The following is a 15,713-nucleotide window of genomic DNA, read 5'->3' as shown; positions in this document are numbered from 1 at the left end:
GACGGGCACGTACGCCCTATTTCAGGCAAAACAGGAGCGATCATGCAAGGCCAGGGCCATGTGCAGCCGGTGCAGCGGCCGCCGCACGACGCGGTACTGGTCCTGTTGCGCGTGGTGTTCGTGGCGATGGGACTGTTCAGCGTCGGCTTCCTGGCGTGGGTGATGATGCTGCGGCTGGCCACGGTGACCCGCCGATCCGCGGACTACGGCCTGCTGGTGGCGGTCGCCGCGGCCGACATCCTCAGCATCGTGCTGCTGGCCACCGAGCCCGGCGAGGACGTGCACACGGCCGGCGGCTACCTGGGGATCACGCTGCTGTTCGGCGCTCTCCTGGCCTCCGTCGTCTACTACCTCGCCGCCGACGTGCGCCACTTCCAGCGCCGGCGCGAGGCGTACGCGGCGCAGCACGCGGCGCCCGGGTACGGCTATCCGCAGCCCGCCTCCCCGTACACCACGGTGACGACGCCGATGGGCGCGCAGCCCCCGCACACCCCGCCCCCGCACACCGTGCCGCCCGTCGCCCTGCCGCCGCACTCCCAGCCCCCGATACCCGCCCCGCCGCAGCGTCCGGCGCCCGCGCGGATCGAGCAGGTGCGTGCCGAACTCGACGAGCTGAGCGACTACCTGCGCAAGCACGACGGCACCGGCGAGGGCGGAAGGTGACCGTGACGCCCGACCGCGTCGTCGCCGACCGCTACCAGCTGTCCACGCTCATCGGACAGGGCGGCATGGGCCAGGTCTGGACGGCGTACGACCAGCGGCTCGACCGGCGCGTGGGAGTGAAGCTGCTGCGCCCCGACAAGGTGGCGGGCGCCGACGCCGACGAGCTGCGCCGCCGGTTCCTGCGGGAGTGCCGGGTGACCGCCCAGGTCGACCATCCCGGCCTGGTCACCGTGCACGACGCGGGGACCGAGGGCGAGGAGCTGTTCCTCGTCATGCAGTACGTGGACGGCACCGACCTGGCCGGGCACCTCGCGGAGCACGACCCGTACCCCTGGCCGTGGGCCGTCGCGGTGGCCGCGCAGCTGTGCGCCGTGCTGAGCGCCGTGCACGCCGTGCCGATCGTCCACCGCGACCTGAAGCCGCGGAACCTGATGGTCAAGCAGGACGGCACCATCACCGTCCTCGACCTCGGCATCGCCTCCGTGATGGAGACCGACAGCACCCGCCTGACGCACACCGGCACGCCCATCGGCTCGCCCGCCTACATGGCGCCCGAGCAGGCCATGGGCGGCGCGGTCGGCCCGTACACGGACCTGTACGCGCTCGGCGTGCTGCTGCACGAACTGCTCAGCGGAGAGGTGCCGTTCGCCGGTTCCACCTCGCTCGGCGTGCTGCACCGCCATCTGTACGAGCAGCCGGTGCCGGTGCGCCGGCTCCGTCCCGAGGTGCCCGAGCCGCTGGAGGCGCTGGTGCTGCGGCTGCTCGCCAAGGACCCGCAGCACCGGCCCGCGTCGGCGCAGGAGGTGTACGAGAACCTCGTCCCGCTGCTGCCCGCGCGTGGCATGCACACCGGGGCGCCCCTGGACCCCACCCGCCCCTTTGTGCGCCCGCACGCGCCCTGGCCGGACCGGGCGCGGCTGCCCGCGCCCCAGCCCGCGGCCCCGGCGGCCGCCGTGCCGGGGAGACCGGACGTCGCCACCGCCGTCGACGAGGTGAAGCGGCTGCTCGGCGAGGGACGCATCACGCAGGCCGTCGACATCCTCGGCGCGATCCTGCCGGTCGCCGCCGACCAGCACGGCGAGCGCTCCACGGTCGTCCGCACCCTGCGCAAGCAGTACGCGGCCACGCTGATGGACGACGGCCAGTACCGGCGCGCGCTGCCCGAACTGCGCCGGCTCGCCGACGAACGCGCTGCCGAGGCCGGCCAGGCCGACCCGCAGTCCCTGCGGTTCCGCTACGACACCGCCCAGTGCCTGGAGCAGCTCGGCGAACCGGCCGCGGCGCTCGCCGAGTACCGCTCGCTGCTGCCGTACTACGAGAACCAGTACGTGGCCGGCGACCCGCAGCTCGCGCACGACGTGCGGCGCCGGATCGGGCACCTGCTGCTCGCGCTCGGCGACCGCCCGGCCGGTCAGGAGACCTTCACCCGGCTGCTGTTCGACGTCGAACGGCTGCACGGGCCCGGCCATCCGATGGCCGGAGAGATCCGGCGGACGCTGCAGTGGCTGGGGCAGGTGCGGGGCTAGTCCGCCCACCGTTCATACTGCATCTGCTTTCCGCGTGGCCTTTTCGCGCGGCACGGACACGGAAATTCAGGGGTGGAGTCACGGCATGTCCAGCCATCGGCAGTCGAAGAAGCGCAGATACATCACGTGGGGCGTCGCGGGAGCCGCGGTCGTCGCCGGGGCCGGGATCGCCGCGCAGACCTCCATGGCGGCCACCACCTGGCCCGCTCAGAAGACCTACACCGGCCGCGCGTTCGACACCTGCGCCGCGCCCTCGGCGGCCGCGATGAAGGCCTGGTACGGCGGCCTCTACGGGGCCGCCGCCGTCTACGTCGGCGGCAAGAACCGCGGCTGCGCCCAGCCCAACCTCACCGCCTCCTGGGTCAAGTCCGTGACCGCGACGGGCTGGAAGCTCATCCCGCTCTACGTCGGCGCCCAGCCGTCCTGCCAGAGCGGTTCGAGCCCGGAGAAGATGACCACCGCCAACGCGGCCTCCCTGGGCACGGCCGACGCCACCGACGCCGTCGCCAAGGCGGCCGCCCTCGGCATGAAGGCGGGCAGCCCGATCTACCTGGACATGGAGGCGTACGACACGACGAACACGGCGTGCAACAACGCCGTGCTCACCTACGTGCGCTCCTTCGACAAGCAGTTGCGTGCGAAGACCTACCGCGCGGGCTACTACGGCTTCACCAGCTCCAGCGCCAAGGCCATCGCGAACGCCGAGGACAAGACGGACCTGCCGGGCAACCTCTGGTACGCGCTGTGGGACAAGCACAACACCACGACGGCGGACTGGCCGTTCGGCGCCACCCAGTTCACCGGGCACAGCCGGGCGCACCAGTACATGGTCAACAGCAAGGAGACCCGCGGCGGTTACACGATCACCGTGGACCGTGACGCGTGGGACGCCCCGGTGGCGATCACCGGCTGAGGCCGTTCGCCGCGGCGGTCCGTACCGCAAACCCTTGCGGAGGGTGGCGCGGCGGTGCCGGATGCGCGTGTGAATCGTTGGTCGAATGGGTTGGCCAGAGCTTGCCCACTGCCTACCATCGATCACCGCAAGACTTTGTGCACCGTCGCACAATCTCCTCGGGAGGCATCCTTGCACCGCCGCCGTCGCACCGCGCTCGTCCTGTCCGCCGCGATCGCCACCGCGGTCCCCCTCCTGTCCGCCTGCGGAAGCCAGGCGCACCCGGGCGCGGCGGCCGTCGTCGGCGGCCGGCGGATCACCGTCGCCCAGCTGGAGACCCGGGTGAACGAGGTGCGCCAGGCACAGCGCGCGGCGGTGCCGGACGACCAGCAGTACCAGCAGGTGCTCGCCGCCACCAGCAGCCTGACCCGGGACACCCTGCACAACATGGTCCTCGACCAGGTGCTGCACCGCGCCGCCCAGGACAACGGCATCAGCGTCACCCGCAAGGAGATCCAGCAGATGCGCACCGGCCTCGCCCAGCAGGCCGGCGGCTCCGAGGCGCTGAAGACCGCCTGGCTCCAGAAGTACGGCATCGCGCCCAAGCGCCTGGACGACAACCTGCGCCTCCAGCTGGAGGCGCAGAAGCTCGCCAGGCGGCTGGGCACCGACACCAGCCAGCCCGCCTTCTGGAAGGCCCTGTCCAAGGCCTCCCAGGAACTCCACGTCGACCTCAACCCGCGCTACGGCGCCTGGGACGTCGAGAAGAGCAGCCGGGTGGACGCCAAGACGCCGTGGGTCCGGGAGGTCACGTCGTCGGGGACCCAGGCCACGGCATAGGACGGGCAGGCCGGACACCCGGTGGTCATACGATCACCTGATCACCCCCGGCCTGTGGACAACGCCCGGGGCGGGCGGCGCGGGTGCGTTACGTTCGGATCGTGAACACCACCAGCTCGCGGCCCTCCGTCCCGCCCGTCCCCGACCCCGGCCGGATCGTCCTGCTCACCACCAGCCACCGGGTCGCCCCCGGCCTGCTGTCCTGGCCCGCCTGGCAGGCACTGCGCTCGGCGGACCGCGTGCTGTGCGCGGACGGCGCCCACCCGCAGCTGCCCTACCTGCGCGAGGCCGGCGCCACCGTGGACGAGTCGGCGCCCACCGCCGAGGAACTGGTCGACGCCTGCGCCGGCGGCCGGACGGTGGTGGTGGTCGCGACGGGCGAGGGCGAGCCGGCGCTCACCGACGGCCTCGCCCGCATGGCGGGCTCCGGCCGGATCGCCATGCCCGAGCTGGAGCTGCTGCCCGCCTCCTACGACCTGCCCGGCGCCCGGCTCCTCGACCTCGTCCAGGTCATGGACCGCATCCGCCGGGAGTGCCCCTGGTCGTCGCGGCGGACCCACGAGGGGCTGGCGAAGTACGCCATCGAGGAGGCCTACGAACTCGTCGAGGCGATCGAGGCCGGCGACCGCGACGAACTGCGCGAGGAACTGGGCGACGTGCTCCTCCAGGTCGTCTTCCACGCCCGCATCGCGGAGGAGGACCCCGAGGCCCCCTTCTCGGTCGACGACGTGGCCGCCGGCATCGTCACGAAGCTCATCCACCGTCACCCGCACGTCTTCGGCGACGAGACCGCCACGACCCCGGAGGAGGTCAAGGAGCACTGGCTGCGCACGAAGGCGATCGAGAAGCGCCGCGCGTCCGTCACCGACGGGGTGCCCCTCGCCCAGCCCGGACTCGCCCTGGCCGCCAAGCTCGCCTCCCGGGTGCACACGGCGGGCCTGGACGTACCCCTCCCGCAGGCCCGGGGCATCGGTTACGAACTGCTCGCCCTGGCGGTACGGGCCGAGACGGAGGGCGTCGACCCGGAGGCGGCCCTGCGCACGGCGGCCCGCGCCTACCGGGACGCGGTACGGGCGGCGGAAGGGGTGGACGCGTAGGGACCGCCGCGGACGGGGCCGGGAGGGGGCGGCCCCCCTCGCCTGGACCGACGACGCGCGGTCCGGGCGGCGCACGCCGCCGGATACCGTCATCAGGTGACCGACCAGCCCGCCTCCGACGCCACCGCCGCCCCCGAACTCTTCACCTGGGAGTTCGCCGCCGACCCCTATCCCGCCTACGCCTGGCTGCGGGAGCACGCGCCGGTGCACCGTACGCGGCTCCCCAGCGGGGTCGAGGCCTGGCTGGTCACCCGCTACGCCGACGCCCGGCAGGCCCTGGCCGACCCCCGGCTGTCCAAGAACCCGGCGCATCACGACGAGCCCGCGCACGCGAAGGGGAAGACCGGGATCCCGGGTGAGCGCAAGGCCGAGCTGATGACGCACCTGCTGAACATCGACCCGCCGGACCACACCCGGCTGCGCCGGCTCGTCAGCAAGGCCTTCACCCCGCGCCGGGTCGCGGAGTTCGCGCCCCGGGTGCAGGAGCTGACCGACCGGCTCATCGACGGGTTCGCCGGCCGCGGCGAGGCCGACCTCATCCACGAGTTCGCCTTCCCGCTGCCCATCTACGCCATCTGCGACCTGCTGGGCGTCCCGCGCGAGGACCAGGACGACTTCCGGGACTGGGCCGGGATGATGATCCGGCACGGCGGCGGACCGCGGGGCGGGGTCGCGCGGTCCGTGAAGAAGATGCGCGGCTACCTGGCCGAGCTGATCCACCGCAAGCGCGAGGCGCTGACCGCCGAGCCCGCTCCCGGCGAGGACCTCATCTCCGGGCTCATCCGCGCCTCCGACCAGGGCGAGCACCTCACCGAGAACGAGGCCGCCGCCATGGCCTTCATCCTGCTGTTCGCCGGCTTCGAGACGACGGTCAACCTCATCGGGAACGGCACGTACGCGCTGCTCACGCACCCGGAACAGCGCCGCCGGCTGCAGGACTCGCTGGCCGCGGGCGAGCGCGGGCTGCTGGAGACCGGGGTGGAGGAACTCCTGCGTTACGACGGGCCGGTGGAGCTCGCCACCTGGCGGTTCGCCACCGAGCCGCTCGGCCTCGGCGGGCAGCGCATCGCCACCGGCGACCCGGTCCTGGTCGTGCTGGCCGCCGCGGACCGGGACCCGGAGCGGTTCGCCGAGCCGGACACCCTCGACCTGGCGCGGCGGGACAACCAGCACCTCGGGTACGGCCACGGCATCCACTACTGCCTCGGCGCCCCGCTGGCCCGCCTGGAGGGCCAGAGCGCGCTCGCCACCCTGCTCACCCGGCTGCCGGACCTGCGGCTGGCGGCCGAGGAGAGCGAGCTGCGCTGGCGCGGCGGACTCATCATGCGCGGACTGCGCACGCTCCCCGTGGAGTTCACCCCCGCCGGGCCCATCACCGGTAAAGATGACCAGGGTTCAACTATGTGATCTTCACGTGATCTACGCGGCATTAACTTGTGACAAGTGATCGTCTGCCTATACCTTCACCCATCAGTGCGGCGCGCCGGCAGGACCGTCGCGCCGGTCACCGCTGTCGCTCGAAAGGTCTCCGCATGCTCTCCGGGAACGGTCGTCACCGTCGCCCCCGTCAGGCTCCGGCGCTCCTCGTCGCGGCCGGCGTGACCGGCTCGGCCATCGCCATTCCGCTCCTCGGTGCGGCGAGCGCCAACGCGGCCGACGGCAGCACCTGGGACCGGGTGGCCGAGTGCGAGAGCGGCGGCTCCTGGAGCATGGACGAGGGCACCGGGTACTACGGCGGCCTGCAGATGTCCCAGGACGACTGGGACCACTACGGCGGCCAGGAGTACGCCGGCACGCCGGACCAGGCGAGCCGTTCGCAGCAGATCGCGGTCGCCGAGAAGATCCTCGCCGACCAGGGCACCAAGCCGTGGCGGACCTGCGCCCTGCTCTCCGGGCTCTCCTCGGACGACGCCTCGGTGAGCGTCGACACGGGCGCCGGTGACTCGGGCGACGCGTCCGGCTCCGCCGACTCCTCCTCCGGGCTGTCGGATTCGTCCTCTTCTTCTGGTTCATCGGATTCCTCCGCCTCCCCGGACTCCGGCCCCTCCGACTCCTCGGCGGGCGCCTCGGACTCCGCGTCCGTCACGCCGTCGCCGAGCGCGAGCAAGGGCTCCGGCAAGGACGCTCCCGCCGCCTCCTCGAAGACGGCGGGGAAGGGAACGGGCGGCTCGGACAGCTCGAAAGCGAGCGAGAACCCGGTCGTCCCCGAAGCAGACGAGTCGGACAATTCGTGGCAGACGGGCAGTTCTTGGGATCTGGTCGACACGGGTGCGGTCGGCAGCAGCGGCAAGCACCGTGGCGGCTCGGCGGACGAAAGCGTGACAAACGGTCAGAGCGGGATGTCTTCCGGTCGTCATGCCTCCCGGAGCGCGGACACCTACACCGTGCGCGACGGCGACACGCTCGCCTCCATCGCCGACTCCCTTGACCTGGACGGCGGATGGCGTGCGCTCTACGCCGCCAACAAGGCCGACATCGGCACCGACCCGAACGACATCGCCCCCGGTCAGACCCTGAAACTCGGCACCGAATAGGGCCAAAACCGGCGGGAGTTGACGTCCCGCTTCGAGTTGAATGTCCGTTTCGGTGAAAGTGTGGGATGAGTCTCAGAAGCCCTGATCATCTTTGAAATTCCCCTGATCGCCTGTTTACGGTCGAGGCCGCTCGTCACCACGAGCCCCGGTTGTCGCAACGCCGAGTCCTGCCAGCGGCTGCCCGGGAACAGTCGTCGCGTCAAGCGCCGTAGGCAGGAGCGGGGGACCCAAGGTAGGTGCCGGGACCGGTGGTTGAGACCGCCGTGTCCGGCTAGGGGTGGAGCCGCGCACCGTGAGGTGTGCGGCCGGGCAACTCAACCGGCCCGAACCCGACAGCTCACCTCGCAGGCGTCGGTGAGGGGATTCTCCATGCTGTTTTCCGGCAAGGGCAAGCACCGTCGTCCGTCCAAGGCCACCCGCGTCGCCGCGCTCGCCGGCGTCACCGGTGTCGCCATCGCCGCTCCGCTGATGGCCACCGGCACCGCCTCCGCGGCCACCGCCTCCGAGTGGGACGCCGTCGCCCAGTGCGAGTCCGGTGGCAACTGGGCCATCAACACCGGCAACGGCTACTTCGGCGGCCTGCAGTTCTCCGCCTCCACCTGGGCCGCGTACGGCGGCACGCAGTACGCCGCGCAGGCCAACCAGGCCGGCAAGGCGCAGCAGATCGCGGTCGCCGAGAAGGTCCTCGCCGCGCAGGGCAAGGGCGCCTGGCCGGTCTGCGGCAAGGGCCTGTCCGGTGCCGCCTACACCGGCGGCTCCAGCTCCTCCGGCTCCGGCAGCTCGTCGGGCGGCGGCACCGCCACCCGCTCCACCGACAGCCAGGCCGCCTCCCGCTCCGCCGAGCGTCCTGCCGCCAAGAAGACGGTCACCACCCCGACCGGCAAGAAGGTGAAGAAGGGCGACGGCGAGTACAAGGTCGTCAAGGGCGACACGCTCAGCTCGATCGCCGAGAAGCACAAGGTCAAGGGCGGCTGGCAGGCGCTGTTCAAGCTGAACAAGGACATCGTCGACGACGCCGACTTCATCTTCCCGGGCCAGCAGCTGCACCTGAAGTAGGCCCGCCCAACCGCAGCCCCCGCGCGGCCGTGGTCCTCGTGGCGAGGTCCACGTGCGGGCCGCCCCCGTCCCCCCGGCTGACTCCCGCCCCGGTGCGTTCTCCCCCGTACGCACCGGGGCGGGGCCGTGTCCGCGGCCGCCTCCCGCGGGCCTCTTCGTGACCCGCTCTTCTTCCGTTTTTCACCGGACCCCCCTTTGTTCCGTACATGAACAATGAGTACCGTCAGTGTGTCCACGGGCCGGTCGGTCGGCCGTCTGACGGGTCCGGGGCGGTTAGGCTCTAGTCGCAAGGCTGAGCAAGGGCCGACAAGGCCCGCGTGCGCCCGCACAACCAGCGTCACATCCCAAGAAGGAGATGCTCGTGCCGTCCATCGACGTCGTCGTAGCCCGGGAAATCCTGGACTCCCGAGGCAACCCCACGGTCGAGGTCGAGGTCGGCCTCGACGACGGCAGCACGGGTCGTGCCGCCGTTCCCTCCGGCGCCTCCACCGGCGCCTTCGAGGCCATCGAGCTCCGTGACGGCGACCCCAACCGCTACCTCGGCAAGGGTGTCGAGAAGGCCGTCCTCGCCGTCATCGAGCAGATCGGCCCGGAGCTGGTCGGCTACGACGCCACCGAGCAGCGCCTGATCGACCAGGCCATGTTCGACCTGGACGCCACCGACAACAAGGGCTCGCTCGGCGCCAACGCCATCCTCGGCGTCTCCCTCGCCGTCGCGCACGCCGCCTCCGAGGCCAGCGACCTGCCGCTGTTCCGCTACCTGGGCGGCCCCAACGCGCACCTGCTGCCGGTGCCGATGATGAACATCCTCAACGGCGGTTCGCACGCGGACTCCAACGTGGACATCCAGGAGTTCATGATCGCCCCGATCGGCGCGGAGTCCTTCTCCGAGGCGCTGCGCTGGGGTGCCGAGGTCTACCACACCCTGAAGAAGGTCCTGAAGAACAAGGGCCTGTCCACCGGTCTCGGCGACGAGGGCGGCTTCGCCCCGAACCTGGAGTCCAACCGCGCCGCGCTCGACCTCATCCTGGAGGCGATCAAGCAGGCCGGTTACGTCCCCGGCGAGCAGATCGCGCTCGCGCTCGACGTCGCCGCGTCCGAGTTCTACAAGGACGGCAAGTACGAGTTCGAGGGCAAGTCCCGCTCGGCCGCCGAGATGACCGAGTACTACGAGGAGCTCGTCGCCTCCTACCCGCTGGTCTCCATCGAGGACCCGCTGTTCGAGGACGACTGGGCCGGCTGGAAGGTCCTCACCGACAAGCTCGGTGACAAGGTCCAGATCGTCGGCGACGACCTGTTCGTCACCAACCCGGAGCGCCTGGCCCGTGGCATCGAGGACGGCGCCGCCAACGCCCTGCTCGTCAAGGTGAACCAGATCGGCTCGCTCACCGAGACCCTGGACGCCGTCGAGCTGGCCCAGCGCAACGGCTTCAAGTGCATGATGTCCCACCGCTCCGGCGAGACCGAGGACGTCACCATCGCCGACCTCGCCGTCGCCACCAACTGCGGCCAGATCAAGACCGGCGCCCCGGCCCGCTCCGAGCGCGTCGCCAAGTACAACCAGCTGCTGCGCATCGAGGAGATCCTCGACGACGCCGCGGTGTACGCCGGCCGCAGCGCCTTCCCGCGCTTCAAGGGCTGAGCCGTAGGGCCCGTAGAGGGTAAGGCTTAGCCAGTCGTACGTACGTCCCCGTACCCGGTCCCGTACCGTGTGCGGGGACGTACGCGCGTGTGAACGGGAGGCGGGGACATGGCCGTGAGGGACCGGGACCGGTTCTCCACCGCGACCAGGCTGAAACTGCTCGGCGAGCAGACGGCGGCCCGGGTCTACCGCTCCCAGACCAAGCGGCAGGCCAGGCGCTCCCGGCTCACCGGGCGCGCCGCGCTGCTCGCGATCGTGCTGTGCACGATGATCGTCGCGCTCGCCTATCCGATGCGTCAGTACGTCTCCCAGCGGGCCGAGATCGCCGACCAGGAGCGTCAGCAGAAGCAGGCCAGGCAGCGGGTCGAGCAGCTGCGGGACGTCAAGGCCCGCTGGCAGGACGACGCGTACGCCGAGCAGCAGATCCGGCAGCGGCTGCACTACGTGATGCCCGGGGAGACCGGCTACATCGTGATCGACCCCGCTGCCGCCCAGCAGGCGCACGCCTACCTCGGCGCGGCCGACCGGCCGTGGTACGCGAACGTCTGGGACGGCGTCGACAAGTCCGACGCGTCCGATCAGTGAACCGACAGAAAGCCGCACAGAACACAGTCATGCACACGCCTCCGCCCTCCACTCCGCGCACCGAGCCGACCGACGCCGACGTCGAGGCCTTCCAGCAGCAGCTCGGGCGGCCGCCGCGCGGGCTGCGGGCGATCGCGCACCGCTGCCCGTGCGGGCAGCCCGACGTCGTGGAGACCGCGCCCCGGCTGCCGGACGGCACGCCGTTCCCGACGCTGTACTACCTCACGTGCCCGAAGGCCGCGTCCGCCATCGGCACTCTGGAGGCCAACGGCGTGATGAAGGAGATGACGGCGCGGCTGGAGAGCGATCCGGAGCTGGCGGCGGCCTACCGGGCCGCGCACGAGGACTACGTCCGGCGCCGGGACGAGATCGAGGTGCTGGCGGGCTTTCCCAGCGCCGGCGGGATGCCGGACCGGGTGAAGTGCCTGCACGTGCTGGTGGCGCACTCGCTGGCCGCCGGACCCGGCGTGAACCCGCTCGGCGACGAGGCGATCGCCCTGCTGCCCGAGTGGTGGGCCAAGGGCGCGTGCGTGACGCCGTCCGGGGAGGAGGACCAGTGACCCGTGTCGCCGCCATCGACTGCGGTACCAACTCCATCCGGCTGCTCGTCGCCGACGCCGACCCCGTGACCGGTGAACTCGTCGATCTGGACCGGCGGATGGTGATCGTCCGGCTCGGCGAGGGCGTCGACCGGACCGGGCGGCTCGCGCCGCGGGCGCTGGAGCGGACCTTCGCGGCCTGCCGGGAGTACGCGGCCGTCATCAAGGAGTACGGCGCGGAGCGGCTGCGGTTCGTGGCCACCTCCGCCTCCCGGGACGCCGAGAACCGCGACGAGTTCGTGCGCGGGGTGCTGGACATCCTCGGTGTGGAGCCGGAGGTCATCAGCGGCGACCAGGAGGCCGAGTTCTCGTTCCTCGGGGCGACGAAGGAGCTGACGGGCCGGGACGACCTCGCCCGCCCCTTCCTCGTCGTGGACATCGGCGGCGGCTCCACCGAGTTCGTCGTCGGCGACGACCGGGTGCGGGCCGCGCGGTCCGTGGACGTCGGCTGCGTCCGCATGACCGAACGGCACCTGGTGCACGAGGGCCGGGTCAGCGACCCGCCGACCGAGGCGGAGACCGCCGCCGTACGGGCCGACATCGAGCGCGCCCTGGACCTCGCGGAGCAGACCGTGCCACTGCGCGAGGCGCGCACCCTGGTCGGCCTGGCCGGGTCCGTCACCACGCTGTCGGCGATCCACCAGGAGCTGCCGGAGTACGACTCCGCGGCCATCCACCACTCCCGCATCCCCTACGAGCGGGTCCGGGAGATCACCGCGCGGCTGCTGGGCTCCACCCACGCCGAGCGTGCCGCCATCCCCTCCATGCACCCCGGGCGCGTCGACGTCATCGGCGCGGGCGCCCTCGTGCTCCTGTCGATCATGGAGCGGATCGGCGCGGCGGAGGTCGTGGTGAGCGAGCACGACATCCTCGACGGCATCGCCTGGTCCCTCGCCTGACCCCCGCGGCCGGTGTCCCCGGCCGCCCCGCCGACCCCCCGCGACCTCCTCGGATGAGCGCTGGGGGCGGCGGGTGAGCGTCCCGGACGGCCTGTGACACGCCGTGCCACGACACCCCGCCGGAAAACTTCGTGAAGTTCTTCACAAGGAATTCGGCGCAGGTGGGGGGTCCAGGGGGTCCTGTTGGACCGTTCGGGGGCTCAACGGCCGCGCGCGCGTGCTCAGGAGAGCGTTTCAGGGGTGTTTCGGGAGCTGTTCGCGCGGATGACATCGGCCGCCCGAGGGGTCCCCCGAATGCCCGGAGGAGCAGCTCACACGGCATTGACAACGGGTCGTATCGGAAGTCGGTTCCCACGGTCGACCATGACGTGGATCACGTGGGCGGCGGAGTGTAGCACGACCCCTGTGCAACCTTGTGAAGGGGCGCACGAGCGCCCCCCCTGAGGCGGGTGGATACTCGATGCCATGAGCACCACGGAGCGTCCCAGGATCCTCGTAGTAGGCGGTGGGTACGTAGGCCTGTACGCAGCTCGGCGCATCCTCAAGAAGATGCGCTACGGCGAGGCGACCGTCACGGTCGTCGACCCCCGGTCGTACATGACCTACCAGCCCTTCCTCCCCGAAGCCGCCGCCGGCAGCATCTCCCCTCGGCACGTCGTCGTCCCGCTGCGACGCGTGCTGCCGAAGGCGGAGGTCCTCACCGGCCGGGTCACCACCATCGACCAGGACCGCAAGGTCGCCACGATCGCCCCCCTCGTGGGCGAGGCGTACGAGCTGCCCTTCGACTACCTGGTCATCGCGCTCGGCGCGGTCTCCCGCACCTTCCCGATCCCCGGCCTCGCCGAACAGGGCATCGGCATGAAGGGCATCGAGGAGTCCATCGGGCTGCGCAACCACGTCCTGGAGCAGCTGGACAAGGCCGACTCCACGACCGACGAGGAGATCCGCCGCAAGGCGCTCACCTTCGTCTTCATCGGCGGCGGCTTCGCGGGCGCGGAGACCATCGGCGAGGTCGAGGACATGGCCCGCGACGCGGCGAAGTACTACAAGAACGTGTCCCGTGAGGACATGCGCTTCGTCCTCGTCGACGCCGCGGACAAGATCCTTCCCGAGGTCGGCCCGAAGCTCGGCCTCTACGGCAAGGAGCACCTGGAGAGCCGCGGTGTGGAGATCTACCTCTCCACCTCGATGGACTCCTGCGTGGGCGGCCACGTCGTGCTGAAGAACGGCCTGGAGGTCGACTCCAACACGATCGTGTGGACCGCCGGCGTCAAGCCGAACCCGGCGCTCGCCCGCTTCGGTCTGCCGCTCGGCCCGCGCGGTCACGTGGACACCGCCCCGACCCTCCAGGTGCAGGGCACCGACTACATCTGGGCCGCGGGCGACAACGCCCAGGTGCCGGACGTCGCCGCCCGCAAGGCCGGCGTCGAGAACGCCTGGTGCCCGCCGAACGCGCAGCACGCGCTCCGTCAGGCCAAGGTCCTCGGCGACAACGTGGTCTCCGGCATGCGGGGCTTCCCGCAGAAGGAGTACAGCCACGCCAACAAGGGCGCGGTCGCCGGTCTGGGTCTGCACAAGGGCGTCGCGATGATCGTCCTGGGCAAGACGAAGATCAAGGTCAAGGGCCGTCTGGCCTGGTACATGCACCGTGGCTACCACGGTCTGGCGATGCCGACCTGGAACCGCAAGATCCGCGTCTTCGCCGACTGGACGCTCGGCATGTTCCTCAAGCGCGAGGTCGTGTCCCTGGGTGCCATGGAGAACCCCCGCGAGGAGTTCTACGAGGCCGCCAAGCCGGCTCCGGTCGCCGCCCCGAAGACCGAGGAGAAGGCCAAGGCCTCCTAGCCCGGATCGCCGGGCCCGCCCGGCCGTGGCCGCCCGCCACGGCCCCGGGCCGCCGTACCGACCGAAGGACCTCCCGCCATCCGTGGTGCGGGAGGTCCTTCGGCGTTCCCGGGCCCGCCCGCAACTGCATGGCCGCTACAGCTGTTTTGCCCAGTCGTAACTCCTTTGCGGGACTGCGATGCTGCCCTCACGGTGTTTACGTGGTAACCGGCATCCGGGATCGTCGTCTTGGAGGTGTGCGCCATGGCCGACGCCGCGTCGCGGCTGAGGAGTGTTGCCGAGCAGGTGCTGGGAGTTCCGCTCCCGGTACGGCTGCGGGCCTGGGACGGATCACAGGCGGGACCGCCGGACGCCCCGGCGATCGTGATCCGCAACCGCCGTGCCCTGCGTTACATGCTGTTCAAGCCGGGCGAACTGGGCATGGCCCGGGCCTGGGTCGCGGGCGACCTGGACATAGAGGGCGACCTGTACGGCGCCCTGGCGCAGATGTCCGGGCTGATCTGGGAACGCGGGGAGGACAGCCGTACCCTCGGCCAGGCCCTGCGCGACCCCGAGGTGCGGTCCGCCGTCCGGGAGCTGCTCAGGCTCGCCGGACCGCCCCTCCCGCCGGCCCCGCCCCGCGAGGAGATGCGCAGACGCGGCCATCTGCACACCCGCCGCAGCGACAAACAGGCCATCAGCCACCACTACGACGTCGGCAACGACTTCTACGAGACGGTCCTCGGGCCGTCCATGGTGTACTCCTGCGCGTACTGGGAGGACGGCGGCACCCTGGAGACCGCCCAGCGCGACAAGCTGGAACTCGTCTGCCGCAAGCTGGGTCTGAACCCCGGTCAGCGGCTGCTCGACGTCGGCTGCGGCTGGGGCTCGATGGCGATCCACGCGGCCCGCGAGCACGGCGTGAGCGTCGTCGGGGTGACCCTGTCCCAGGAGCAGGCCGTGTACGCCCGTAAACGGGTCGCCGACGAGGGTCTGACCGACCGGGTGGAGATCAGGGTCCAGGACTACCGGGACGTCCGTGACGGGCCGTACGACGCGATCTCGTCGATCGGGATGGCCGAGCACGTGGGCGCCGCGAAGTACCTGGAGTACGCGAGCGACCTGTTCGCGCTGCTGAAGCCCGGCGGCCGGCTGCTCAACCACCAGATCGCGCGGCGCCCGCAGCGCGACGAGCAGGCGTACCACGTCGACCGGTTCATCGACGCGTACGTCTTCCCCGACGGTGAGCTGGCCCCGATCGGCACCACCGTCACGCAGCTGGAGCGGGCCGGTTTCGAGGTGCGGGACGTGGAGTCGATCCGCGAGCACTACGCCCTCACCCTGCGCCGCTGGGTGGCCAACCTGGAGGCCGACTGGGCGCGGGCGGTACGGCTCACCAGCCCCGGGCGGGCCCGGGTCTGGCGGCTGTACATGGCCGCCTCCGCCCTCGCCTTCGAACGCAACCGGATCGGCGTCAACCAGGTCCTCGCCGTCCGGACCCCCGAGTCCGGCGGGTCCGGACTGCCGCTGCGCGCCCGCACCTGGAACCGGTAGGT

General features: G+C 71.5%; 14 protein-coding genes and 1 riboswitch. All 14 genes read left to right on the top strand.

The genetic code is table 11. The features are described 5' to 3' along the window. The first annotated feature begins 42 nt into the window (after window positions 1-42). The 14 genes from ACIRQ9_RS15015 to ACIRQ9_RS14950 all read left to right on the top strand — a co-directional run bounded on the left by ACIRQ9_RS15015 (window position 43) and on the right by ACIRQ9_RS14950 (window position 15,711). Window positions 43-663, top strand: a complete 621-nt coding sequence (locus tag ACIRQ9_RS15015) for a hypothetical protein (protein ID WP_404172018.1) — start codon at window positions 43-45, stop codon at window positions 661-663. 38 nt (window positions 664-701) lie between these two features. Continuing rightward, complete coding sequence (locus ACIRQ9_RS15010) at window positions 702-2,189, top strand: protein kinase (protein ID WP_404172460.1); 1,488 nt, start codon at window positions 702-704, stop codon at window positions 2,187-2,189. Window positions 2,190-2,274: 85 nt separating this feature from the next. Beyond that, window positions 2,275-3,102: a glycoside hydrolase domain-containing protein gene (locus ACIRQ9_RS15005; protein WP_404172015.1), complete on the top strand. Its 828-nt coding sequence runs from the start codon at window positions 2,275-2,277 to the stop codon at window positions 3,100-3,102. 171 nt (window positions 3,103-3,273) lie between these two features. Beyond that, on the top strand, window positions 3,274-3,921 hold the full coding sequence (locus ACIRQ9_RS15000) for a SurA N-terminal domain-containing protein (RefSeq protein WP_404172012.1): 648 nt from the start codon (window positions 3,274-3,276) through the stop codon (window positions 3,919-3,921). A 101-nt stretch (window positions 3,922-4,022) separates the two neighbouring features. Beyond that, entirely contained in the window at window positions 4,023-5,018 is a 996-nt protein-coding gene (locus ACIRQ9_RS14995; protein ID WP_404172009.1) for a nucleoside triphosphate pyrophosphohydrolase, read from the top strand. A 96-nt stretch (window positions 5,019-5,114) separates the two neighbouring features. After that, the gene (locus tag ACIRQ9_RS14990; protein WP_404172006.1) at window positions 5,115-6,425 is read left to right on the top strand and encodes a cytochrome P450; all 1,311 of its coding nucleotides are present in this window, start codon (window positions 5,115-5,117) and stop codon (window positions 6,423-6,425) included. Window positions 6,426-6,550: 125 nt separating this feature from the next. Further along, window positions 6,551-7,552 (top strand): transglycosylase family protein, encoded by a 1,002-nt coding sequence (locus ACIRQ9_RS14985; protein WP_404172003.1) that lies wholly within the window; start codon window positions 6,551-6,553, stop codon window positions 7,550-7,552. Window positions 7,553-7,746: 194 nt separating this feature from the next. Then, window positions 7,747-7,918, top strand: a riboswitch (cyclic di-AMP (ydaO/yuaA leader). Between the two features lie 3 nt (window positions 7,919-7,921). Beyond that, a complete protein-coding gene (locus ACIRQ9_RS14980; protein ID WP_404172000.1) occupies window positions 7,922-8,608 on the top strand; it encodes a transglycosylase family protein in 687 nt (228 codons plus the stop codon). Window positions 8,609-8,963: 355 nt separating this feature from the next. Next, window positions 8,964-10,250 (top strand): phosphopyruvate hydratase, encoded by a 1,287-nt coding sequence (gene eno / locus ACIRQ9_RS14975; protein WP_351320945.1) that lies wholly within the window; start codon window positions 8,964-8,966, stop codon window positions 10,248-10,250. A gap of 108 nt (window positions 10,251-10,358) precedes the next feature. Beyond that, a complete protein-coding gene (locus ACIRQ9_RS14970; protein ID WP_351935620.1) occupies window positions 10,359-10,835 on the top strand; it encodes a septum formation initiator family protein in 477 nt (158 codons plus the stop codon). A gap of 29 nt (window positions 10,836-10,864) precedes the next feature. Beyond that, a complete protein-coding gene (locus tag ACIRQ9_RS14965) occupies window positions 10,865-11,395 on the top strand; it encodes a DUF501 domain-containing protein (RefSeq protein ID WP_404171996.1) in 531 nt (176 codons plus the stop codon). Continuing rightward, window positions 11,392-12,333, top strand: a complete 942-nt coding sequence (locus ACIRQ9_RS14960; protein ID WP_404171993.1) for an exopolyphosphatase — start codon at window positions 11,392-11,394, stop codon at window positions 12,331-12,333. Before ACIRQ9_RS14965 ends, ACIRQ9_RS14960 begins: the two co-directional genes overlap by 4 nt. 465 nt (window positions 12,334-12,798) lie before the next feature. Further along, window positions 12,799-14,178 (top strand): NAD(P)/FAD-dependent oxidoreductase, encoded by a 1,380-nt coding sequence (locus tag ACIRQ9_RS14955; protein WP_404171990.1) that lies wholly within the window; start codon window positions 12,799-12,801, stop codon window positions 14,176-14,178. Between the two features lie 243 nt (window positions 14,179-14,421). Then, the gene (locus tag ACIRQ9_RS14950) at window positions 14,422-15,711 is read left to right on the top strand and encodes a class I SAM-dependent methyltransferase (RefSeq protein WP_404171987.1); all 1,290 of its coding nucleotides are present in this window, start codon (window positions 14,422-14,424) and stop codon (window positions 15,709-15,711) included. Window positions 15,712-15,713: the final 2 nt, after the last annotated feature.

This window comes from Streptomyces sp. NPDC101237, from assembly GCF_044767465.1.
GTDB lineage: Bacteria > Actinomycetota > Actinomycetes > Streptomycetales > Streptomycetaceae > Streptomyces > Streptomyces gramineus.
Note: the sequence above shows the minus strand (reverse complement) of the source record. Positions and strands in the feature narration are given on the sequence as shown.

Excerpts from the sequence above, each read along its gene's own strand:
- ACIRQ9_RS15015 (WP_404172018.1), top strand. The coding sequence starts at position 43 with ATGCAAGGCCAGGGCCATGTGCAGCCGGTGCAGCGGCCGCCGCACGAC.
- ACIRQ9_RS15005 (WP_404172015.1), top strand. The coding sequence starts at position 2,275 with ATGTCCAGCCATCGGCAGTCGAAGAAGCGCAGATACATCACGTGGGGC.
- ACIRQ9_RS14985 (WP_404172003.1), top strand. The coding sequence starts at position 6,551 with ATGCTCTCCGGGAACGGTCGTCACCGTCGCCCCCGTCAGGCTCCGGCG.
- ACIRQ9_RS14980 (WP_404172000.1), top strand. The coding sequence starts at position 7,922 with ATGCTGTTTTCCGGCAAGGGCAAGCACCGTCGTCCGTCCAAGGCCACC.
- eno (WP_351320945.1), top strand. The coding sequence starts at position 8,964 with ATGCTCGTGCCGTCCATCGACGTCGTCGTAGCCCGGGAAATCCTGGAC.
- ACIRQ9_RS14970 (WP_351935620.1), top strand. The coding sequence starts at position 10,359 with ATGGCCGTGAGGGACCGGGACCGGTTCTCCACCGCGACCAGGCTGAAA.
- ACIRQ9_RS14965 (WP_404171996.1), top strand. The coding sequence starts at position 10,865 with ATGCACACGCCTCCGCCCTCCACTCCGCGCACCGAGCCGACCGACGCC.
- ACIRQ9_RS14955 (WP_404171990.1), top strand. The coding sequence starts at position 12,799 with ATGAGCACCACGGAGCGTCCCAGGATCCTCGTAGTAGGCGGTGGGTAC.
- ACIRQ9_RS14950 (WP_404171987.1), top strand. The coding sequence starts at position 14,422 with ATGGCCGACGCCGCGTCGCGGCTGAGGAGTGTTGCCGAGCAGGTGCTG.